The following is a 21,654-nucleotide window of genomic DNA, read 5'->3' as shown; positions in this document are numbered from 1 at the left end:
TATACTGTTCTAGTCGTCGTCGAGCGAGAAGACGGGCCGGTAGTGACGCGCGGCGATCAGCAAGCTCCGGTCGGGCTGGATGATGTAGATCTCCTCTACCTCGCGTCCCCACTGATCTGTGAAGGTGTGGGGGAAGGAAGAGCCCGCGGGTGATTTCGTCAACTTCGTGCGAGGCTGGCCACTATACGTGATGCTGCCGGGAATGGGCGCCAGTCCGGCCGACGAATAATTGCCCGCACTGGTGGTGCAGCCTGTAAGCACAACCGCAAAAACCAGCCAAAATGCTATGCTCCGCTTCATCGATCCCTCCAACTGCCTCTTCACGCGACAATCGCTTTTTATCGTCAATGTAACAGGGAACGACAGACATTGTTCCAGAATTTGGCCGGCGACATCAGTGCAGGCGAGACTTCGCCCCGAAACCGGAACGGCCGCGCCACCGCCTCGTTGTCTCGAAGCACATGCAATCGCCCATCCCTCACGTTGGCGTGTTTTCTCGACATGCTGGACGAAGAGGATTATCCGCCGATATTCGACCCGAAGCGAAAATCCTACCGATAGCGATCGCACATGCGCATAAGTTCCGGAGTTATCCTATTTGCCGTCGCGACCATTTTGGGCGCACCGGCCTTCGCGCGTGCCGACGCGGTGAAACCACCTGATGTGTCCACCGTCATTCTCTCCATCTCGCCGCGGACGGTTCGCTGGGCCACCGTCCACAAACATCCGGAGCCCGCCGATCACGATCCTTACTACCATGTCGAGGTGATCGAGAAGGAGCGAGCGTCGCCGCCATGGCAATTCAAACGACTGCCACACATGTCGTTGTAACGGCGGACGATTTGGACAGAAGCCGCGTGCGACGAAAAGCCAAGACCTATTTTTACAAGGACATCCAATTCCGGATCGCCTCCAAGCCTGGCGCGCGCAATCTCTCATGCAGCGGGAGGTCGGCGTTTGCCGGACGACAATTCTTGAATGCGTCGACGCCGCAAACAATATGCGCCCATAATAGTCAGAGGGCGACCGTACCAACACGGCGCGTGAACAAAAGGGAGTTCGGCGATGCTAGCAATACCAGCCGGATATGCCGGGGCCGCAATCGCTGCTCTGTGTGCAGCCCATCAGATGGGCCGAATTTATTCCTCCGCCGAACCGTTCGGTCCTGAGCTCATGAATGTTGCGAGAAATCTCGGCATTTTCATTCTGCCGGCGCTCGTTCTGCTCCTGGCTGGGCCTTTCAGGATGTGGTTCGACAGATTTGCGCCGCTGTACCCCTTTGTGCTCGGAGCCGGTGTCCTCAACATCTATGTGCAGGACGATGCGCTGGCTGCCGGTCTGCCGATGATCGTGCTCGTCTACCCCTTCCTGGTGATTTTTGCGCTCGCCTATTTGTTGCGCGGGCGAATGTCGGAAATGCGCAATTGAATCCTGCAGCGCCCGAGGACGAGCGACTCCATCTCGGCATTCGAAGGTCGAAGGGTTGCAAGAATCGAAGAAATACACTTTTTGTGTAAGGGATGAGTCTCAACGCTACCCCTGCTAGAGAAAATACTGCCGCCCATCGCCGGCGGAAGGATATCTATGTTTCTTCAGCTCAAGCGTTCCGGCTGATCCTAACCGCACCACCCCCAAATTAGCTGACCAGATGAAAGCCGTGACATCCGGCGGTGCTCTTCGTGTCCCCGCCTTTCCGACCTGAGAGCGGAAGTTGGCACATCTGGGAATTTCGAAATCCTCGCATCTATTTTCTACATAAGGACATCTCCATGAAGCATCTGCGTAATCTCCACCTGATGATGGCAAGCACCGCGTTCCTGACGCTGGCCAGCCCGGCGCTTGCCCTTGATGGCACGGACATGATGAAGAAGCTCAATGCCGCAACCAGTGCCGGCGGTACGGTCATCACCTTCGAGAAGGCGGAAGCCGATGGCGACACGGTAACGGCGACCGGTGTCCAGGTGGGATCATCAAGCCTGCCCGGCGACACTTTGAAGATCGGCGATCTCACCTTCGAGGGTGTTGAGGAAATCGAAGGCGGTGGCTATCACGCCACGACCGTCTCCTTCCCGGATATCGATATCAGCCATGAGGAAGGACGTTTTTCCGCAAACGAGATCCAGATCACAGGCCTCACGATTCCCGCCAATGCAACGGGCGATACGCTGAACGACTTCCTCCTCTATGAAACCGTCAGCACCGGGCCCATCGCCCTCAACATCAAAGGCAAGGACGTACTCGCGATCGAGAGCATCGAGTCGAACCTCGAACGCCAGGATGGCGGCTTTGCCTATGACGCCAATGTCGCCGGTCTCAAGGCCGACCTGTCGCAGGTCGAGGATGCGAATGCGAAGGAAGCCATCGAGAAACTGGGCCTGACCACGCTCGACGGCGCGGTGACCATGAAGGGCATCTGGGAAATCGAAAGCGGCAAGGTCGCTGTCGACGAATATGCTTTCGACTTCAAGAATATCGGCCGGCTGAATTTCGCCGTCGACTTCTCCGGTTACACGCTGGGCTTCATCAAGTCGCTGCAGGAGACTGTGAAGACCGCCGAGGCCAATCCGAACAAGGAAGAGGCCAACCAGGCCGTAGGCCTTGCGATGCTGGGGCTGATGCAGCAGTTGACGATCAACAGCGCCTCGATCCGCTTCGACGATGCCTCGATCACCAAGAAGGCACTCGACTATGCCGGCTCGCAGCAGGGCGTCACGGGCGACCAGCTGGCGCAATCGCTGAAAGGTCTCGTGCCGATGATGATGGCGCAGCTCAACATGCCCGAGCTGCAAAACCAGGTGGCGGCTGCCGTCACCACCTATCTCGACCGACCGAAAAGCCTGACCATCAGCGCCGTGCCGGAAAAGCCGGTTCCCGTCCCGATGATCATCGGTGCGGCTATGGGCGCACCGAACACCATTCCTTCGGTGCTTGGCGTCAAGGTCACGGCGAACGACTAACCATTCGCAGAGGTGTTTCACGAACGCCGGCTGCCAGAGGCGGGTTTTTCCGACCTGCCTCTGCACCCCTTTTCTGGGAAAGCGGAGCAACATCCAAGCCAACGAAAGATGTCCACCACCTCTAAAGCATGTCGCGCAAAGTGCGCAGCGGTTTTGCGACAACGACATGCGCGAAAACAGAGACCTAAAGCGCGAGGAGCGAATCTGAAAGATCGCTCCTCGCGCTTTAGTCACTCCAGGAGAAGTGCGAAGCGGTTTTCCCGCGAAAGACTCTAAAACTCGTCGCTGCGACGCTTCACGGCGTGCTTCAACGCCACCATATGCCTTCGCCGCTCCAGCATATAATCGGCATATCCGATGCAGATGAACAGCAGCGTGGGGCCGGCGTAGATGATGATCAGAGCCAATGCGATAAGGATGAATGCGCTCGTCATGGTCTTGTTTTCCATCACTATTGGTCGCCACATCTGAAGCAGCGAGAGCGGACGGGTCCTCATCTCGGCAATGCCTGTCCTTATTCCTTCAAAATTCGCCGGCTTCCGATTCGTTCCCTGCGGGTAGCGATTTCCCTTTGCGCGGCAGGCCCTATCGAACGACAATGGTGAAGCGGACGGCTCTCCCGGCCTTAATCACGCCCGCGGCCGTTCCTCCCGCATCGCCGCCGTCACGCTCATAAGCAGCGGGCCCGACATCAGATCCGGAAGCAAAACCGATAGTTTCGGCTTCCAGTTCGGATAGCTGTCGCTGGTGCCTGGGACATTGGTTGGCCTTTTTTCGTCGGTGAGATCGGCGAGACGGACCACGGCGAGAAGCGACGGCGTCCTGGCGATGAAGCGATAGGCGCTGACGGTCAATTCCCTCAGAGTTTCCTCGCTTGCCCGCGCTTGGGAAAGTCTGGCCGGCAAGTCGAGGCCGGCAGCCTTCAGCGCCGCTTTCAGGTTCCTCCGCTCGCGCTTGCGATCTTCGAGATGTGTCTCGGTGAGATCGGGCGGCACGATTCCGTGGTCGCACCGGGCCTGAATGTCGGCGCCGCGCCACCAGCCGGCAAGGGTCTGGTGGTCGTGCGTCGAAATGCAGGCCAAAGCCAGGGCGGGATAGACGTCCGCCGGCTTGAAGCCCTTCTCGTCCTGTTCATAAGAAAGGATGCGATAGGAGAGAATGTGGGCCGCCGCCAGATCGTCCTGCAACCCCTTGGGGATCAGTCCCAGGTCTTCTCCGATGACGAGGCACCGATGCTCGGCGGACACTTCTGCGAGGATCTGCAGAAGCCGATCCGCGGGATAGCGGACATAGGCACCGCCGTCCGGCCTGCTGCCCAATGGCACCAGGAAGATGCGGTGAAGTGCTGCGGCGTGGTCGATGCGGATGGCGCCCGCATATCGCATGGCAGCGCTGACCATGCGCCGGAAAGGCGACATTTCTCCTGCCGCGATCGCGGAAGGCAGATATCCGGCAAGGTGCCAGTCCTGCCCGTCCACGGCGAATGGATCGGGTGGGCTGCCGATCGTGGCCTTAGAGACATAGGTATCCGGCTCGCTCCATGTCGCCGAGCCATCAACCGCCTCCCCGACGGCAAGATCGAGATAGAGCCCGATCCGCAGGCCGGCCTTCCGCGCCCGCTCCGCCGCCTGCATCAGCTGCCGGTGAGCAAGCCATTGCAGCCACATGTGGAAACGGACATCGTCCGCGTGTTCGCGCTCGAATTCGGCGACGGCGGCGCTGTCGAAGCGCTGGAAATCGGCCGGCCAACATTTCCAGCCGGCGCCCGCCCCGCGCTCGACCATGGAAAATGAGAGGCATTCAAAAAGCGCATGCAGCCGCAGGCTGTTACCGCCTTGCACGACGAAGGCGTCGAAATCGGTCGGATCATAGGCCTCATCGATCACGCTGCGCTGTCGCCAGGCAGGCCAGAGATCGCGCAGGACCCTCAGCTTGATCTGTGCGACGCCAGCGTAATCGACGAGATCGGTTTGGCGAAGACCTGCCAATTGCCGTTCGAGTTCGGGACCGCAGGCAAAACCCGGCAGCCGGTCGACCGCGATATAGAGCGGATTGAGATGCTGGCGGCTCGAGGGTTCATAGGGGCTGCAACGGTCGGGATCGGCGAGAAACGGCGCGTGAAGCGGGGTGAGGCCGATGAAATCGGCGCCCAGCGACCCCGCGAGATCCGCTATATCGGACAGATCTTCGAAGTCTCCTATGCCCCAGTTGCGCGCCGAACGAAGCTCGTAAAGCTGCAGGCTCAAGCCCCAGACGCGCGTGCCGGAAAGGAAGTCCGGCAGAAATGATCTGGCGATCTTCTTGGCCGCCGGCTTGGGCTCCCGCCGTAGCGCGTCGGTCTCGGGATCGGTCGCTCCCTGCAAGTCGATCTTCAGCGCCGAGAGGATCTTGCGCTTGGTTTCGCCTGAGATCGCCACCTCCCGATTGTCGGGACTGGGCCTGGTCAGGATGATGCCGTGCCGGCGGGCGAGCTTGTCGAGCTCAGCAGATTTCATCGTTCGATCGCCTTCCTGTCAGCGCGCCGTCACGCCTCGCCGATGCTCCAGATCACCGTCCAGGGCGCGAGATTGCCGCCATCGCTACCGCCGAGACGGAAGATCGTCTCGCCGTCGTCCTGCTGCGAGGCGAGCGTCGCCGCCTCGGTACCGAGGTTTGCGCGCAGATGCAGACGCCGGTTTTGCGCCAGGGTCCAATCCACCGCGAGTGCGCTTCCCGCCGAGCGATAGACCGCCTTTCCGGCGCCAGCGCCTTTGAGCAATGGCACGATCCTCCGGTGTCGGAGGTCGAGAAGCGTCCTGTAAAAATCGAAGACATCGGAGGAGGCGAGTTTCGACCAGTCCAGCTTGGCGGCGGCGAAGGTCGATGGCGCCGTCGGGTCGAGAAGGTCGTCGGCGTCGAAGCCTGGCAGACGCGAAAGCTCCTCGCGACGTCCTTTCCTGACCTTCTCGTTCAGATCCTCGTCGAAATCGCAGAAAAAGGGGAAAGGTTCTCTGGCGCCCCATTCCTCCCCCATGAACAGCATCGGAATCTCGGGCGCCAGCAGGTAGACGGCGGCGACGGCCTTGCCGACATCGGCAGGGCTCGAAGCCAGAACCCGATCCCCCAGCGCCCTGTTGCCGATCTGATCATGGTTCTGGATGAAGGAGATGAAAGCGGTGGGCGGGAGATGGCTGCTCGGCGTGCCGCGGCTTGCGCCGCGATACGGCATGTGTTCCCCCTGAAAGACGAAGCCTTCCGCCAGCGCTCGGCCGAGCTTGCCGGCGTCACCGGCGTAGTCGGCATAATAGCCGAAGGTTTCTCCGGTGGCGGTGATATGCAGCACGTGGTGCACGTCGTCGTTCCACTGGGCGGTGAACAGCTTCACTTCCCCGTTTTCGCCACGCGTCAACAGGTCGCTGTCGTTCTCCTCGTTTTCGACGATCAGATGAACATGCCGGTCGCCGGCCGCGGCCCTGACGCGGCGGGCAAGCGCGTGAAGCAGATGCTCGGCGCTGTCGTCCCTAATGGCATGGACGGCATCGAAGCGGAAACCGTCGAGCCTGAACTCGGTGATCCAGTAGATGGCGTTCTCGATGATGAACTCGCGGATCATCTCCGATCCGTCGCCATCGTAGTTGATGCCGTTGCCCCAGGGCGTCTTGTGATGGTCGGTAAAGAGCGGCGCATAGGAGGGGATATAGTTTCCGTCGGGCCCGAAGTGATTGTAGACCACGTCCAGCAAAACCGCGATGCCGCGCTGGTGCGCTGCGTCCACCAACGCCATGAAATCTTCCGGCCGGCCGTAGCTGCTGTCTGGAGCATAGGGAAGCACGCCATCATAGCCCCAGCTGTAACGGCCGGGAAATTCACTCAGCGGCATGATCTGCAGTGCCGTAACGCCCAGCGCCTGCAGATGGTCGAGCCGCTCGATCGCGGCCTTGAAAGTACCCTCCGGCGTGAAGCAGCCGATATGCATCTCGTAGATCACCATCTCTTCCCAAGGCCGTCCGGTCCAACCGCTCGTCGTCCAGCGATAGAGGGAAAGGTCGACCACTTCGCTCGGTCCGTGCACATCCTGCGGCTGAAACCGCGAGGCGGGATCGGGTATTTCGAGACAATCCGGCAGGACGAAGCGGTAGCGCGTACCGACACTGGCATCCGCGACCGTATAGTGGTGCCAGCCGTTCCCGACCGCCTGCATCGGCCGCGGATCAGCGCCTTCGAGATTCAGCGACACACTTTCATGCAAGGGAGCCCAGAGGCGAAACAGGATGCCCTTTTCGGTGAACGCGGGGCCGAACGTCATTTTGGTCAAGGGAAAGCCTTCGATGAAATTAGGATGGGATTCGGGTAACTTTTGCGGGAGCAAAAAGTTTCGTCCGCAAGCCGACGCGCGAAAGCGGCCGCTGCCACCAGGATGACGACTTCACCGGGACATAGAAGGTTGCGTCAGTCGAGCCAGGTCGCTGGTTCGCGCACTGATTGGCGGCGATGATGTCTTTGAGGGCATCAAGCGGAATTTGCGGTTTTTCGTGCGTGGGGGAACACTTGCCGGCCGGCTGTCGTTTCCGTCCTGACAATGGAGAGCGATATGTCGAACGTCTCAAGGACAGGCAAGGAAGAGATCAACAACGCGACCAGCCAGACCACCTTCGGGAAGTCTGTCGAGAGCCAGGCGCAAATCGAGGATGCGGCGGCACAAGCGTCGCCCGACGCCGGCGGCGAGATGCTCAACATCTACCGGTTGGAGCCGATCGCCGCACCCGACGATCCGAGATGGGACAATTCCCCCGGGCACGGTACCGTCGTCGTCGCCGCCAGAACGGCCGGTGACGCCAGGATCGTCGCCGCGGCTCGTGAGCTCGACTTCATGGAAGTGGATGCGGCTCCCGCCGAGGATGTGACGACGGTCAATGCCAGCGCCTTTCGGGACGACAAGCTCTACACCGTAATCGAGATCGACCGGAACAGGCGCGATGGCACGCGCGGGATCCTCGACGGTGCCGTCACCGTCGATACGATCCGGCCGGTTCAATCGGACTGACGTAGCAATTTACCGACGCAATCGGCGAGGCGCCGGAACGTCACCATCATAGGTCCCTCGTTACCTTGGAGTTCTCATGAATACGGCCAACCTCCAGCTCAAGGGCCTCATCATGGCAATGGCGTCGATATGTGATGCGATCGTCGAGAAGGAACTGCTGACCAGCGGAGAACTCAATGCCGCGCTCGCGAAAGCCAAGAAGGCAGTCGAGGATGACGACGACCATGAACTGTCGGATGCCAACCGCGCCGCGATCCTGTTCCCCATCCGCGTGCTGCAGCTTGCCGAAGGGGCAGGCAGGAGAGGCGAACGGTTGACGTTTTCGGACTATGCCAAGCTCGTAGGGAAGATGACCTGAACATTTTCGAGGCTTCGCTGACGAGAACCCTATGTTCTCTCCCGGGCAATCAGGGGAAGCTTGTTAATGCGCGTAGCCTCTACACATGTGGTTGACTTCATATCGGCATGAGCCGTATAAATACCTTGTCAACCAAGGAGCCGCTCGATGGCCCGCCACGCATCCACTTCCGTCACCGCACAGGAGGAGCCGAATTCCATCAGGACCGCGTTTCTGCGACGCGCGACGTCGGCGCTGGAGCGCATTTCGGCAAATGTGTCGGCAAAGGACTTGGCCGATGCGCTTTCAGCCCCGACCGACGCCGGATCGTTGGCGCAGCTTCTCAGCCGCTCGGATATGGTGGGCGCGGCGATAAACGATCTCGATCCGCTGGTTCCAGCACTGGCGCGCAACGTCGAGCATCGGCAAAATCTCATCGAACGGGCCGGTGGAACGATGTCGGCCGAGGATGCCGGACGTATCCTCGGCATCAGCAGACAGGCCGTCGACAAGAGGCGGCGAGCCGGTACGCTGCTTGCCGTGCGCGAGGGCAGCGACTGGCGCTATCCGCTCTGCCAGTTGGACCAAGGTGAGGTGATCGCGGGGATTTCCGACGTCGTGCGTGGTTTTGCCGCCGCCGGTCCCTGGATCGCATTGGATTTTCTACTTGCTCCCGATACGGTTCTCGGTGGTCGGACACCCCTGCAGGCGCTCCGCGACGGCGATCGTGAAGCAGTCCGGCGTCTGCTCCGGATTGAAACCTCCGACGGCTTTGCCTGATGCCGGCAAATGCAGGCAGAGGGCCGTCGGGAGTTGCCCTGCCCCCGCCTCCTTGGCTCGCCCATTCGTCATTGCCGATCGACCTCATTCCGGCCGGGCAGGTTCTCCATAGGGTCCATCGGACGCATCTCGATCCCATCTTCTTTGGACCCGGCCCCGGGATTTCCGCCACCAATCGTTTCGACAGCGCCAGCGGACGTTTCGGAATTCTCTATGTCGGGATGAGCCGCAGGGGAGCGCTTGCGGAAACCATCCTGCGCAATCCTCAGCGGTTGATGGTGTCCATGACCGAAATCACCACCCGCGCCATCAGCGTGCTCAGCTGTAGCAGACCGCTGAGGATCGTGCGCATGCACGGAACCGGCCTGCAGGCACTCGGCACTGATAATGCTATCTCCACCGGCCCCTACGGACCATGCGGCCTTTGGACGGACGCGCTTTGGGACCATGCCGACCGCCCGGATGGCCTCGCCTACCAATCGCGCCATGATTCCAGCGAGATCTGCCTCGCCCTTTTCGAACGCAGCGACATGACGTTCGACAGAAAGGGCGCGCTTCCGCTCTCCGGCATCCTCAAGGAGATTGCCGCGATCCTCGAGGTCTACGGCAAGTCGTTGTCACCGGTCGGCCCCGTTTAGACGGCAAACGCAGCTGCAGTTCGACGGCGATGGCACATTGCCCCGCAGCGCAACGCTGTCAATTTTCCGATAAGTTGATTTATTTGGTCTTGTTTTCCGCCTGGTTCTGAGGCTATACGCGGCCGCATATACTCACGCACCGGGAATTTCTTCGTGACCAGCCTCAAATTGCTTCTGGCCGCCTGCGGCCTCTCCGCCATGATCGGTCTTGCCGCAAATCCGTCTTTGGCCGGTTCGACGACCTACCCGCTGACCCTGGAAAACTGCGGCGCGCAGGTGACCTTCCAGAAGGCGCCAGAACGGGCGATCGGCCTCGGCCAGAACAGCGCTGAAATCCTGCTGCTGCTCGGCCTTCAGGACAAGATGGCCGGCACGGCCTTCTGGCCGAGCAAGGTTCTGCCGCAGCTCGCCGAAGCCAATGCCAAGGTCAAGCTTCTAACCGTCGAGATGCCGACCTTCGAATCGATGCTCGCCGAAAATCCCGACTTCGTGGCGGTGGCTCTGCCAAGCCTGGTCGGGCCGAACAGCAAGATCGCCAAGCGCGAAGATTTCGACAAAGTGGGTGTCGCGACCTATCTCTCGCCCAGCACCTGCCTCAGCACCAAGGACGTCAAAGACCAGTATGGCAGCCGCGCCGAGCTGTGGAACATGGATCTTCTCTACAGGGAGATCGATGAACTCTCTGAGATTTTCGACGTCGCCGATCGCGGCCAGGCGCTGATCGCCGACTTCAAGGCGCGCGAAGCCAAGCTTCGCTCCAGCGTTTCGAAGGACGGCAAGAACCTTTCCTACGTCTTCTGGTTCTCCAGCCCCAGCCCGTCGGCTGACGCCTATCTCGGCGGCAAGAACAGCGCGTCCGGCTTCATCGCCGACCTGCTCGGCGGCCACAACGCGATATCAGCGGAAGCGGAATGGCCGACGCTCGGCTGGGAAGGCATCATCGCCTCCAATCCCGACGTCATTGTCGTCGCCAGTCTCGACCGTAACCGTTGGGAGCTCGACAAGCCGGAGGCCAAGATCAACTTCCTGAACACCGATCCGGCCGTCAGCCAGATCCCTGCCGTCAAAAACAAGGCGATCGTGATCATGGACGGCCAGGCCATGAACCCGACCGTCCGCACGATCTACGGCGCTGAGCAAGTGGCTGGCCAGCTGAAGGCTCTCGGTCTGTTGAAGTGACGGAAGCGGGCCGTATCTTCCGGCAGCTTGGAGCCGTCCTCGCACTGCTCCTCGCCTCTTTCTGCCTCATCGCTATCGCCATTGGCGTCAGCGTCGGGATCGGCGACCTGCCGATCCCGCTTGCAACCACGTTTTCGGCCGTCACCAACCGGCTGGGATGGACCGCGATCGAGCTGAACCGCATCCATGAGACCGTCATCTGGGATTATCGCCTGAGCCGCGCACTCGTCGCCGCCTTCTGCGGCGCGGGTCTGGCGCTATCGGGCGCGATCATGCAGTCGCTGCTGCGCAATCCGCTTGCCGAGCCCTATGTGCTCGGCATCTCCGCCGGCGCCTCTACCGGCGCCGTCGCGATTGTCATCCTAGGGATCGGCTCGGGCGCGGTGTCGCTCTCGGCCGGCGCCTTCGCCGGCGCTTTCGCAGCCTTCTTCTTCGTGGCGCTGCTCTCGAACGGCACGCGCGGCGGCACGGATCGCACCATCCTTGCCGGCGTCGCCGCATCGCAGCTTTTCAATGCCACAACGTCCTATATCGTCACCACCTCGGCCAATGCGCAGCAGGCCCGCGACGTCATGTTCTGGCTGCTCGGCAGTTTCGGCGGCGTGCGCTGGCCGGAATTCGCGCTGGTTTCTATCGTTGTCGGCGTCGGCCTCGTCGGCTGCCTGTTTTACGCCCGCGTGCTCGACGCCTTTGCCTTCGGCGACGAGGCGGCTTCCTCGCTCGGCGTCAATGTCGGCCGCGCGCGGATGGTGTTGTTCGCGCTGACGGCGATGATGACGGCGACGATCGTCAGCATGGTGGGATCGATCGGCTTCGTCGGCCTCGTCGTGCCGCATGTCGCCCGCTTTGTCGTCGGCCCGCTGCATGTCCGCCTGCTGCCCGCCTGCGCCATAACAGGGGCGATCTTCATGGTGCTTGCCGACATCGCCGCGCGCGCCCTCATTCCGAACCAGATCCTGCCGATCGGCGTCGTCACGGCCCTGGTGGGCGTCCCCTTCTTCTCGATCATCCTCTACCGGTTCCAGCGCGCATCATGAGCATCAAGGCCGACAACCTCATCTGGAAGATTGGCAGGAAGACCATTCTCGATGGCGTTTCCATGGAGGCGCAGCCCGGCCGGATGCTTGGTCTGCTCGGGCCGAACGGCTCGGGCAAGACCTCGCTCCTGCGGCTTCTGACCGGCCTGAAGCGGCCGCATTCCGGCCGCGTCACGCTCGACCGGAGCGACATCGGCACGATCAGCCGCCGCTCGATTGCCCGGCGGATCGCCTTCGTCGAGCAGCATGCGACGACAAATGCCAACCTGAAAGTGGTCGACGTCGTCAAGCTCGGAAGGTTTCCGCACCGGTCGATGTTTTCGGGCTGGACGAATGCCGACGAGGAAGCGGTTGAAGAGGCGCTGGCGCGCGCCGGCATGGCGGAGAAACGCGACGATCGCTGGCAGAGCCTGTCGGGCGGCGAAAAGCAGCGCACCCATATCGCAAGAGCGCTCGCCCAGTCGCCCCAGGAGCTGATCCTCGACGAGCCGACAAACCATCTCGATATCCAACACCAGATCGGCTTGATGCGGCTCGTCTCCGGCCTCCCGATAACCAGCATCGTCGCCCTGCACGATCTCAACCATGCCGCCATGTTCTGCGATCAGCTGATCATCATGCAGCATGGCAGGATCGTCGCCTCCGGCGCGCCGCAGGATGTGTTGAGCGAGGAGCTTCTGCGTGACGTCTTCTCGGTCGAGGCCCGCATCGAAACCTCTCCCTATCATTCGCGCCCGCATATCCATTATCTCAGGTGACTGTCTACGGTCGTCTCAGGTGACGGTGAAACCGTCACCGAAATGACCGTTCCGCGGCCGCGCCGTCAGGGCGACGGCCCTTGCAGAAAGATCGTCGATAGCGGCGGCAGCGTCAGTGACAGGGAGACCCGTCTGCCATGGGCGGGCACCGGTTCGGTCGACACCGCGCCGTTGACCAGGCCGGAGCCGCCATATTCCCGCGCATCTGTCGTCATCTTCTCGATCCACACACCGTCACTGGGCACGCCGATCCTGTAGCCATAACGCGGCACCGGCGTGAAATTCGACATGACCAGCATCGACGAAGCGCGATCGCGTGCATAACGCAGCATCCCGAGCACGGAATTGACGGCGTCGTCGGCTGCCGCCCATTCGAAGCCCTCCGGATGAAAGTCGCCGAATTGCAATGCCGGCTCGTCTGCGTAGAGGCCGTTCAGATCCCTCACCAGCCGCTGGATCCCCACATGCTGGGGCCGGTCCAGCACATCCCAGGTCACCGAACCATCATGGTTCCACTCGCCCGGCTGGGCGACTTCGCTCCCCATGAACAAGAGCTTCTTGCCGGGATGACCCCACATGAACGCGAGATAGCTGCGCAGATTGGCGAATTTCTGCCATTCGTCGCCCGGCATCTTCGTCAGCAGCGAGCCCTTTCCGTAGACGACCTCGTCATGTGAAATCGGCAGAATGAAGCGCTCGGAATAGGCATAGATCATGCCGAAGGTCATCGTGCCATGGGCGTAGCTCCGGTAAATCGGATCCTTCTCGATGTAGCTCAGGCTGTCATGCATCCAGCCCATGTTCCATTTGATGTCGAAGCCCAGCCCCCCCTGCTCCGGCGGCTTTGTCACCCCGGGCCAGGCCGTCGATTCCTCGGCGATCGTCATCGCGTGCGGGCAGCGCTCGTGAATGATGCTGTTCAGGTGCTTGAAGAATTCGACCGCTTCCAGATTCTCGCGGCCGCCATACTGGTTCGGGATCCACTCGCCCTCGTTGCGGCTGTAGTCGCGGTAAAGCATCGAAGCCACGGCGTCGACCCGCAAACCGTCTATATGGTAGCGCTCCAGCCATTCCAGCGCGCTGGCGATAAGGAACCCTTTCACCTCGTTGCGGCCGAGATTGTAGATCAGCGTGTTCCAGTCGCGGTGAAAGCCTTCGCGCGGATCTTCGTGCTCGTAGAGCGCGCTGCCGTCGAAGCGGGCGAGCCCCCAGACGTCTGTGGGAAAATGGGCCGGCACCCAGTCGAGGATGACACCGAGCCCGGCGCCATGGCACCGGTCGATGAAATAGGCGAAATCCTCAGGCGTCCCATATCGGCCGGTCGGGGCAAACAGCCCGAGTGGCTGATAGCCCCAGGACCCACCGAACGGATACTCCATGATTGGCATCAGCTCGATATGGGTAAAGCCCATGTCGCTGACATAGGGAACCAGTCGCTGGCTGAGTTCGACCCAGTCGAGCGACCTGTTGCCGTCCTTTTGGTCGCGAAGCCAGGAGCCGGCGTGCACCTCATAGACGGAGAACGCGCCCTCCAGCCTGTCTTGCCGGGACCGTCCCTTCATCCAACCGTCATCGGTCCATCGAAACGGCGTCGACGATGCGACAATGGAAGCGGTCGAAGGGGCGGCCTCGCTCGCCCTCGCCACCGGGTCGGCCTTCTGCGGCAGACAAGTCCCTTGCGCATCGACGATCTCGAACTTGTATCTTTCGCCGGGGGCGAGGCGCGGAATAAACAGCTCCCAGACGCCCGCCGACGGTCTCAGCCGCATCGGGTTTCGCCGCCCATCCCAGGCGTTGAAGTCGCCGACGACCGAGACGCGGCGGGCATTTGGGGCCCAGACGGCGAAACGAACACCCGATATCCCGTCGATCGACATATCAACTGCGCCGAGCGTCCGGCCCAGACTATAGTGGGTGCCCTCCGATATCAGATGAAGGTCGAGCTCTCCGAGCAGCAGGCCGAAACTGTAGGGGTCCTCGGTGATCTGCACGGCATCCGGCCATGTGATCCGCAGCCGGTATCCCGTCCTCGACGCGGCTGCTGCCGCGAACAGGCCGGACGGATGGGCTATGCTGAACGGCGTCACCACCCGGCCGCTCGTCGCATCGATGAGATCGACCGCTTCGGAGCCGGGCAGATACACCCGCACGATCGTCATGCCGCCGCTTTGGTGGGGACCGAGGATCGAAAAGGGATCGCCGTGGCGCCCCTCGATCAAGGCCCATAGCGCATCCTGTCCGATGCCCGCCAGGAGTTCCGAGCGCTCAACATTCATGCCGTGACCCCCGTCAGACGCGCTACGATTTCGGTAAAGCCGGATAGCGGGATCGGAAGCCATTTCGGTCTGTTGCGGGCTTCATAGGCGATCTCGTAGGCGGCCTTTTCGAGAAGAAAGGCATCGAGAACGCTCCGTCTTTGATCGGGTGGCATGTCAAGCTCCTTCGATACGGAGACCGCCTGCGAATAGGCATCCAGAAAGGCCTCCTCGGCATTGCGCCCGAAGCGGGCGATCGCCTCACGGCGGACCTCGTTGTCGTGTTCGATGACCGCATCGTTATCGAGCTGGGCGGTGGCCACGAGGTAGCTCAGCGATCTCAAAAGCCCGGCGACATCACGCAGCGGATTTGTCTTGGCGCGGCGCTCGTTCAGGTTTTTCGCCGGCTCGCCCTCGAAGTCGATAATGACGGCATCACCCTCGCTGACAAGGATCTGGCCAAGATGGAAGTCGCCATGCGTGCGTGTCATCAGCGTATGGCGGCAGCTCTCCGCCATCGTCCCGGCGAGCTCTGCGAGTTCGGAACGACGCTCGAGAAGCGGCTTTGCGAGCAAGTCGATTGCGGGGTCGGCATTCTGCTCGCGTTCGTCAAGCTTCGACATGGCATAGGCGACTTCGCCGGAAACGGCCTTCTTCATCGCCTCGACCTCTTTGTCGCCTGATACCACCGGGCTGAAGGCCTCGTCCTCGGTCTTCGCAGCGAGCACGACATGCAATTCGCCGAGCCTCAGGCCGACCATCGCGACGAAGCTGATCAGCGACTGGAAAACGTCGTCGTCTGGTTGGACCGCCGGATCGTTGAGAACCAGTTCGTCGGCCCCGCGGCGCAGATTGTTCAGCATCCAGTTCCAGGCGTCGCCCTGATTGCGGATCGCACCCTGGACGATGATCAAGGTCGACCGGCGTCCGCTGGAATCGGTATGCGCCACCTCGCCGAGCAGAGGCGCCGTGTGGTCATAGCCGGCGCGGGTGAGATAGCGCGTCATCTCGACTTCCGGATGGATGCCCGGGAAGATGTGCCTGATCAGTTTGATCATCGCTACGTCGCCGACGAGCAGCGAGCTGTTGGACTGTTCAGCCGATAGCCAATGCACCGGCAGCTCGTCTGAAATATCGAGACTGTCGAGCTGTTCTGTCCCAAGAAATTCGAGCGTGCCGGTCCGGCCGGTGGTGCGCGAGCGGTCGCGAAGTCCGTGCAGAATGCCGCGCGCCATTGCCTCCACGGCAAATCCATCTGTGAGGAAACCAACGCGTCTACCTTGGCGAATCCTCCCAAGCGCAAGCTGCTGGGCAAGCGCGGAAGGGTGCGCATCGTCCCAGGCGACCGTGAGCGGCAGTTGGTAGGATTCGCTGTGGTTCGGCAGCACGACCTCCAGCTCGCCGAGGACGACGCCGTCGGCGAATGGGATGGGTGTCGCGGAGACCAGTCGGGCGGACTGAAGCGGCTGGTCCTTTGCCCCGAACCATCGCCGCCTGGAGAGATAGGCGGGCAAGATTTCGCCGCTCAGGATGCGTGCATGACCCGGTTCATCCACGAGGTCGAGCAGGCTACGCCGGATGACCATCGTCAACAGATCGGGAAGCTGTTCCGGCGGTGCAGTGCGCCACGCCGGCGGGTCGGCATCAGCCGTCAGCTGGAACCAGAAGAAACCGTAGGGCGGCAAGGTCAGGAGATAGGTCAACTGGCCGATCGGCGGAAACGGCGACATGCCGGTCAGTTCAATAGGAACGCGCCCCTCGAAGCTCGACAAGTCGAGTTCGACGGCCTGGGGCAGCCGCGAGAGACTGGCAACACAAAGCAAGACCTCGCCTTCATACTCCCTGAGATAGGCAAGGATCTTGCGATTTTCCGGTGAAAGGAACCGCAGCGTGCCACGCCCGAAGGCCGGATGCCTGCCGCGCAACGCCAACATTCTGCGCGTCCAGTTGAGCAGCGAATGCGCGTCCGTGCTCTGTGCCTCGACGTTGACGGCTTCAAAGCCATACAGCGGGTCGGCGACAGGCGGCAGAACGAGACGCGCCGGATCTGCCCTGGAGAAACCGCCATTGCGGTCCGGAGACCATTGCATCGGCGTCCTCACCCCATCCCGGTCGCCGAGATAGATATTATCGCCCATGCCGATCTCGTCACCGTAATAGATCACCGGCGTTCCCGGCATCGAGAGAAGAAGCGCGTTCATCAGCTCGATCCGCCGGCGGTCGCGCTCCATCAATGGCGCCAGGCGCCGCCTTATGCCGAGATTGATGCGGGCACGTTTATCGGATGCGTAGGTCTCCCAGAGATAATCCCGCTCGGCGTCGGTCACCATTTCGAGCGTCAGCTCGTCGTGGTTGCGAAGGAAGATCGCCCATTGGCAATTGTCTGGAATCTCCGGCGTCTGGCGCAGGATATCGGTGATCGGAAATCGATCCTCCTTGGCGATGGCCATATACATGCGCGGCATTAGCGGGAAATGGAAGGCCATATGGCATTCATCACCCTCTCCGAAATATTCGCGCGTGTCCTCTGGCCATTGATTGGCCTCGGCAAGCAGCATCACGCCGGGATGGGTTGCATCGAGCGCGGCGCGTATGCGTTTGAGGATCGCGTGGGTTTCCGGCAGGTTTTCGTTGATCGTCCCCTCGCGCTCGACGAGGTAAGGGATCGCGTCGAGACGAAAACCGTCGATGCCGGTTTCCAGCCAGAAGCGCATCACCCTCAGCAATTCCTCCATGACAAGGGGACTGTCGAAATTGAGGTCGGGTTGATGGGAATAGAAGCGGTGCCAGTAATAGGCGCCGGCGACGGCGTCCCATGTCCAGTTGGATTTTTCCGTATCGATGAAAATAATGCGCGTTTCCGGAAATTTCTGATCGGTATCGGACCAGACATAGAAGTCGCGCTCCGGCGACCCTGCCGGCGCCTCGCGGGCGCGCTGGAACCAGGGATGCTGATCGGAGGTGTGGTTGATGACGAGCTCGATGATGACGCGGATATTGCGCTGGTGGGCGGCGTCGACGAAAGCCCGGAAATCCTCCACCGTCCCGTAATCGGGGCTGACGCTGCCATAGTCGGCGATGTCGTAGCCGTCGTCGCGACGCGGAGAGGGAAAGAAAGGCAAAAGCCAAATGGCATTGACGCCCAGGGCTGCGATGTGATCGAGCTTCTGGTGCAAGCCGGCAAAGTCGCCAACCCCGTCACCATTGGCGTCGTAGAACGACTTGATGTGCAGCTGGTAGATAATTGCATCCTTGTACCAGAGCGGCTGCGACGCGCTATCTGCATTCATCGTGTCCATTCATGCCTCCGTTGAGCGAATACGCCAGATCGCATAGGGCAGGACCTCAGGATTGAGACTGATGCTCTGCCATTTGCCGGTCCACTTGAAACGATGACCGCCGATCAGATCTTCGGCATCCAACGTGCCGCCGTCTCCGAGCGACCAGTGCCAAAGCGGCAGCTCGACCTCGCTCTGCTGGAAATTGTGGGGGTCGAGGCTGATGGCGATCAGTAGGACATTGTCGCGGGCGCGGCTTGTCTTCTCGAAAAACAGGATATTGTCATTTCGCGCGTTCAGCAGCGTCAGCCCGAGATGTGAATGCAGCGCGGCGTTTTCGTTCCGGATCCGATTGAGCGTCCTGATTTCGGCAATGATATTGCCCGGCCGGTCGTAGTCCCAGGCGCGGATCTCGTATTTCTCGCTGTCGGCATATTCCTTGCGCTTGGCATCGGGACGCCCCTCGCAAAGTTCGAAACCATTATAGACGCCCCACAATCCCGAAAGAGTAGCGGCAAGCGCTGCGCGGATCAGGAAGGCCGGGCGCGGCGCGTTCTGCAGGAAATCCGGATTGATATCATGGGTGTTGACGAAGAAATGCGGGCGGAAGAATTCTTTCGGCGCCGTCTCGGTCAGCTCCCGCATATATTGCTCGAGCTCCCACTTGGCATTGCGCCAGGTGAAGTAAGTGTAGGACTGGGAGAAGCCGATCTTTGCCAGCCGGTACATCACCTTCGGCTTGGTGAAGGCTTCCGAGAGGAAGACAACATCGGGATGACGGCCCCTGATATCGCCGATCAGCCATTCCCAGAACGGAAAGGGCTTCGTGTGCGGATTGTCGACGCGAAACAGCTTGACGCCCTGGTCCACCCAAAGCTGGACGACATCCCTGAGCTCCACCCACAGCGAAGGCAGCGCGTCTTTCGTGTAGAAATCGACGTTGACGATGTCCTCGTATTTCTTCGGCGGATTTTCGGCATATTTGATCGTGCCGTCGGGACGCCAGTCGAACCAGCCGGGATGCTCCTTCAGCCAGGGGTGATCCGGCGACGCCTGGATCGCGAGGTCGAGAGCGATCTCCAGGCCATGCCGGCCTGCCGCCTCGACCAGCCGGCGGAAATCCTCGAACTCGCCGAGCGCGGGATGGATGGCGTCATGGCCGCCGTCCTCGGAGCCGATGGCATAGGGACTTCCGGGGTCATCTGGCCCGGCTTTCAAGCTGTTGTTGCGGCCTTTCCGGTTGGTCGAGCCGATCGGATGAATCGGCGGGAAATAGAGCACGTCGAAGCCCATGTCGCGGATGGCGGGCAGTCGCAGGATGACGTCGTCGAAAGTGCCGTGCCGGTCCGGATCGCCGCTCTGCGAGCGCGGGAAGATCTGGTACCAGCTGGCAAAGGCAGCCTCCTTGCGTTCGGCATCGACGGCGCTTGCCGTCGAGCGAAGCCGAAACGGCCGCCTGTCCGCCTTGTTCATCAACTCGGATGTTCCGGCATCGAGCAGGATCGCCGTTCGCTCGGCATCCGAGGCGCTTTCGAGATTGGCGAGCAGCGCTTTTAATTCGGCGCTGAGCGTTGCGCCGGCATGCATCTCGGCCGAGCGGACGAGCTTTATCCCCTCCTGGAGTTCGAGCTTCAGGTCCAGCCTGGCATCGTTCTTCTTCGTCAGCTCGTAGCGAAAAATCGCAAACGGATTCTTCCATGCCTCGATGGCAAATTCATAGCGTCCGATGCGTTCCAGCAGGAATTCGGCGCGCCAGCGGTCGTTTTCGACCAATTGCATCTCCGTCTCGTTCCAATCCGCCGCATCGAGCGGCCGCCAGAGCAGGACCGCGGCGATTGGGTCATGTCCGTCGGCGAATATATCCGCCTCGACGGTGAGGATGTCGCCGACCACCCGCTTGACGGGAAAGCGCCCGTGATCGACTTGCGGCGTGATGTTTTCGATGGCGAGCCGCGGTGATGCTATCGCCTGCGCGACGTCGAGGATCGGTCGGGATGTGATCGGTGCCGGCGCCTTGCCTTCGACCACCAGGGTCTCCCCTGCCCGCAGCCGCAGAGCCGTGCCGTCGGCTGCGGCGGGAAGAAAACCGGAAGCCGCTTCGCGCAGTGCGGTCACCGGAGCGGGCGCACTTTTCCGAAGGTCCCTGTTGAGCAGGATGAACCGCACATTCTCAGTGCTACGAAGGTCTTCCACCTCAGCCTGCAGCAGCCCTGAGACCGTTCCGTTGGCGTTGCGGATGAGCCGAAGCGATGAGGTCGGCACATGGGGTTTCTTACCGATCTCGGTGTTCGCAAGGCGAATTTCGGAGGAGATATCGAAAGTAAGATCATGGCGCAGCCCCCGCAAGCCGGCTCCATTCCCATGGGTCGGATCGAGCGGCGCGGATGCGCCATATTCGAAGCCCATCGGAACCATCAGGCCTCCGCCGAGTGAGGCAGCCAGGCGCAGCGCCCTTATGGCGCGCCGTTCGAGGATTTCGCGACTCTCGGTTCCGTGGGCGATCCTCCTGGCGAAGGGCGGCTCCGGAAAAGCGATCTGCCAGCCAAGCTGCGTCTGGACGCGGTGTTCTTCGATGAACCATCTCTCATCAAAATCCCACCAAGCCATCGATGAAAAACATCCGTCGAAGCCTGTATCCTTGACCGCGGCCCTGGAGCCAAAATCAGTGCCGGGCGTCCAGGCGAAAAAATGGACGTCCGCCTTCTCGCGAGCCGCCGCAATCAGGGATTTGAAAACCGCCGGCGCAATGCGATCGATCCCGAGCGCCCGGTAGCCGGAGATACCGAGACCGGCCAGTTCTCGCAGCCGTTCGGTCCATTCTTCCAACAGCCTGGATTGAGACTCCGCCCCCATAGCAGTCATGGATTCCGCCGGGTCCAACGGCGAGCGCCTCGGATCGACGGGATGAAAGCCCGCCTTGGGATCCCGGGCCTTACCGTCGAGCATCAGGTCCATCATCAAGGAGACGCCGCTCTTGCCGGCAGCCTCCGCCAGGTGTCCCACCCCATCCTTGACTGCGCTTCCGAGCGACAGTTGAGGATCGAGGCGGCCCAGATCCTGGAAGGCAAAGACGCTACGCTCCCCGCCCCGGTCAAAGAGCGGCGCCGTCAGCACACGGTCGAAACCCGTATCCGCCGCATGGTCGAAAACCTCGCGCCACGCATCGACACCCTGAAGAAGGAGTGGATTGACATAATAGATCCGGGGTGGGGTGCTCAACACACCCTGGTTCGCAGAAAATGACATCGTCCGCCGCCTCGAGTTGCTTTAGAGGCAAACTTTTCTTGGCGGAGGTTGTTCCACCGAAACTGCCAATCACGATGCGCTGGACATCGTCGACCGCATTGACGCGGGATCGATGGGACGCGTTTCGTTCGAGCATCAAAGGCGCTTGTTTCTGAAGAGAACCCTT

17 protein-coding genes are annotated in these 21,654 nt (G+C 61.2%); 10 read left to right on the top strand and 7 right to left on the bottom strand.

Translation table 11 applies throughout. From position 1 onward, the window contains the following. Positions 1-9 precede the first annotated feature (9 nt). Positions 10-300 (bottom strand): hypothetical protein, encoded by a 291-nt coding sequence (locus RLCC275e_RS27850; protein WP_033183290.1) that lies wholly within the window; start codon positions 298-300, stop codon positions 10-12. 270 nt (positions 301-570) lie between these two features. Here RLCC275e_RS27850 and RLCC275e_RS34410 point away from each other — a divergent pair, with 270 nt between their 5' ends. The 3 genes from RLCC275e_RS34410 to RLCC275e_RS27835 all read left to right on the top strand — a co-directional run bounded on the left by RLCC275e_RS34410 (position 571) and on the right by RLCC275e_RS27835 (position 2,957). Beyond that, entirely contained in the window at positions 571-831 is a 261-nt protein-coding gene (locus RLCC275e_RS34410) for a DUF5086 family protein (RefSeq protein ID WP_245485079.1), read from the top strand. Between the two features lie 342 nt (positions 832-1,173). Further along, positions 1,174-1,428 (top strand): hypothetical protein, encoded by a 255-nt coding sequence (locus RLCC275e_RS27840; RefSeq protein ID WP_246723437.1) that lies wholly within the window; start codon positions 1,174-1,176, stop codon positions 1,426-1,428. A gap of 341 nt (positions 1,429-1,769) precedes the next feature. Then, positions 1,770-2,957: an aq_1923 C-terminal domain gene (locus RLCC275e_RS27835; RefSeq protein WP_033183292.1), complete on the top strand. Its 1,188-nt coding sequence runs from the start codon at positions 1,770-1,772 to the stop codon at positions 2,955-2,957. A gap of 272 nt (positions 2,958-3,229) precedes the next feature. On the opposite strand, the gene RLCC275e_RS27830 is transcribed toward RLCC275e_RS27835, so the two are convergent. The 3 genes from RLCC275e_RS27830 to treZ form a co-directional block, all read right to left on the bottom strand. After that, positions 3,230-3,391, bottom strand: coding sequence for a hypothetical protein (locus RLCC275e_RS27830; RefSeq protein WP_165402835.1), 162 nt, complete (start codon positions 3,389-3,391; stop codon positions 3,230-3,232). Positions 3,392-3,586: 195 nt separating this feature from the next. Next, complete coding sequence (gene malQ, locus RLCC275e_RS27825; protein WP_033183293.1) at positions 3,587-5,452, bottom strand: 4-alpha-glucanotransferase; 1,866 nt, start codon at positions 5,450-5,452, stop codon at positions 3,587-3,589. A gap of 29 nt (positions 5,453-5,481) precedes the next feature. After that, on the bottom strand, positions 5,482-7,251 hold the full coding sequence (gene treZ / locus RLCC275e_RS27820; RefSeq protein WP_033183294.1) for a malto-oligosyltrehalose trehalohydrolase: 1,770 nt from the start codon (positions 7,249-7,251) through the stop codon (positions 5,482-5,484). Between the two features lie 264 nt (positions 7,252-7,515). On the opposite strand from treZ, the gene RLCC275e_RS27815 reads away from it, so the two are divergent. The 7 genes from RLCC275e_RS27815 to RLCC275e_RS27785 all read left to right on the top strand — a co-directional run bounded on the left by RLCC275e_RS27815 (position 7,516) and on the right by RLCC275e_RS27785 (position 12,709). After that, a complete protein-coding gene (locus RLCC275e_RS27815; RefSeq protein ID WP_033183295.1) occupies positions 7,516-7,980 on the top strand; it encodes a hypothetical protein in 465 nt (154 codons plus the stop codon). A 76-nt stretch (positions 7,981-8,056) separates the two neighbouring features. Next, the gene (locus RLCC275e_RS27810; protein WP_033183296.1) at positions 8,057-8,338 is read left to right on the top strand and encodes a hypothetical protein; all 282 of its coding nucleotides are present in this window, start codon (positions 8,057-8,059) and stop codon (positions 8,336-8,338) included. A gap of 147 nt (positions 8,339-8,485) precedes the next feature. Next, positions 8,486-9,097: a helix-turn-helix domain-containing protein gene (locus tag RLCC275e_RS27805; RefSeq protein ID WP_033183297.1), complete on the top strand. Its 612-nt coding sequence runs from the start codon at positions 8,486-8,488 to the stop codon at positions 9,095-9,097. After that, positions 9,097-9,735: an RES family NAD+ phosphorylase gene (locus RLCC275e_RS27800; RefSeq protein ID WP_033183298.1), complete on the top strand. Its 639-nt coding sequence runs from the start codon at positions 9,097-9,099 to the stop codon at positions 9,733-9,735. The genes RLCC275e_RS27805 and RLCC275e_RS27800 overlap by 1 nt, the downstream gene beginning before the upstream one ends. Before the next feature lie 153 nt (positions 9,736-9,888). Next, positions 9,889-10,914, top strand: a complete 1,026-nt coding sequence (locus RLCC275e_RS27795) for an ABC transporter substrate-binding protein (RefSeq protein WP_033183299.1) — start codon at positions 9,889-9,891, stop codon at positions 10,912-10,914. Continuing rightward, entirely contained in the window at positions 10,911-11,951 is a 1,041-nt protein-coding gene (locus RLCC275e_RS27790; protein ID WP_033183300.1) for a FecCD family ABC transporter permease, read from the top strand. The genes RLCC275e_RS27795 and RLCC275e_RS27790 overlap by 4 nt, the downstream gene beginning before the upstream one ends. After that, a complete protein-coding gene (locus RLCC275e_RS27785) occupies positions 11,948-12,709 on the top strand; it encodes an ABC transporter ATP-binding protein (protein ID WP_033183301.1) in 762 nt (253 codons plus the stop codon). The genes RLCC275e_RS27790 and RLCC275e_RS27785 overlap by 4 nt, the downstream gene beginning before the upstream one ends. 65 nt (positions 12,710-12,774) lie before the next feature. Here RLCC275e_RS27785 and glgB read toward each other — a convergent pair whose 3' ends face one another. Genes glgB through RLCC275e_RS27770 form a run of 3 tightly spaced genes read right to left on the bottom strand, consistent with a single transcriptional unit; the run spans position 12,775 to position 21,488 of the window. Then, complete coding sequence (gene glgB, locus RLCC275e_RS27780) at positions 12,775-14,985, bottom strand: 1,4-alpha-glucan branching protein GlgB (RefSeq protein ID WP_033183302.1); 2,211 nt, start codon at positions 14,983-14,985, stop codon at positions 12,775-12,777. Next, positions 14,982-18,263 carry a maltose alpha-D-glucosyltransferase gene (treS, locus tag RLCC275e_RS27775; RefSeq protein ID WP_033183303.1) on the bottom strand — a complete coding sequence of 1,094 codons (3,282 nt, stop codon included), beginning with the start codon at positions 18,261-18,263 and terminating at the stop codon, positions 14,982-14,984. Before treS ends, glgB begins: the two co-directional genes overlap by 4 nt. After that, positions 18,264-21,488, bottom strand: a complete 3,225-nt coding sequence (locus tag RLCC275e_RS27770; protein ID WP_033183304.1) for an alpha-1,4-glucan--maltose-1-phosphate maltosyltransferase — start codon at positions 21,486-21,488, stop codon at positions 18,264-18,266. Positions 21,489-21,654 lie beyond the last annotated feature (166 nt).

It is taken from the genome of Rhizobium brockwellii (assembly GCF_000769405.2).
GTDB lineage: Bacteria > Pseudomonadota > Alphaproteobacteria > Rhizobiales > Rhizobiaceae > Rhizobium > Rhizobium brockwellii.
The sequence above is the reverse complement of the archived record's forward strand: the minus strand, read 5'-3'. Positions and strand labels throughout refer to the sequence as shown.

Coding starts and splice junctions, on each gene's coding strand:
- RLCC275e_RS27850 (WP_033183290.1), bottom strand. CDS start 300: ATGAAGCGGAGCATAGCATTTTGGCTGGTTTTTGCGGTTGTGCTTACA.
- RLCC275e_RS34410 (WP_245485079.1), top strand. CDS start 571: ATGCGCATAAGTTCCGGAGTTATCCTATTTGCCGTCGCGACCATTTTG.
- RLCC275e_RS27840 (WP_246723437.1), top strand. CDS start 1,174: ATGAATGTTGCGAGAAATCTCGGCATTTTCATTCTGCCGGCGCTCGTT.
- RLCC275e_RS27835 (WP_033183292.1), top strand. CDS start 1,770: ATGAAGCATCTGCGTAATCTCCACCTGATGATGGCAAGCACCGCGTTC.
- RLCC275e_RS27830 (WP_165402835.1), bottom strand. CDS start 3,391: ATGACGAGCGCATTCATCCTTATCGCATTGGCTCTGATCATCATCTAC.
- malQ (WP_033183293.1), bottom strand. CDS start 5,452: ATGAAATCTGCTGAGCTCGACAAGCTCGCCCGCCGGCACGGCATCATC.
- RLCC275e_RS27815 (WP_033183295.1), top strand. CDS start 7,516: ATGGAGAGCGATATGTCGAACGTCTCAAGGACAGGCAAGGAAGAGATC.
- RLCC275e_RS27810 (WP_033183296.1), top strand. CDS start 8,057: ATGAATACGGCCAACCTCCAGCTCAAGGGCCTCATCATGGCAATGGCG.
- RLCC275e_RS27805 (WP_033183297.1), top strand. CDS start 8,486: ATGGCCCGCCACGCATCCACTTCCGTCACCGCACAGGAGGAGCCGAAT.
- RLCC275e_RS27800 (WP_033183298.1), top strand. CDS start 9,097: ATGCCGGCAAATGCAGGCAGAGGGCCGTCGGGAGTTGCCCTGCCCCCG.
- RLCC275e_RS27785 (WP_033183301.1), top strand. CDS start 11,948: ATGAGCATCAAGGCCGACAACCTCATCTGGAAGATTGGCAGGAAGACC.
- glgB (WP_033183302.1), bottom strand. CDS start 14,985: ATGAATGTTGAGCGCTCGGAACTCCTGGCGGGCATCGGACAGGATGCG.
- treS (WP_033183303.1), bottom strand. CDS start 18,263: ATGGACACGATGAATGCAGATAGCGCGTCGCAGCCGCTCTGGTACAAG.
- RLCC275e_RS27770 (WP_033183304.1), bottom strand. CDS start 21,488: ATGTCATTTTCTGCGAACCAGGGTGTGTTGAGCACCCCACCCCGGATC.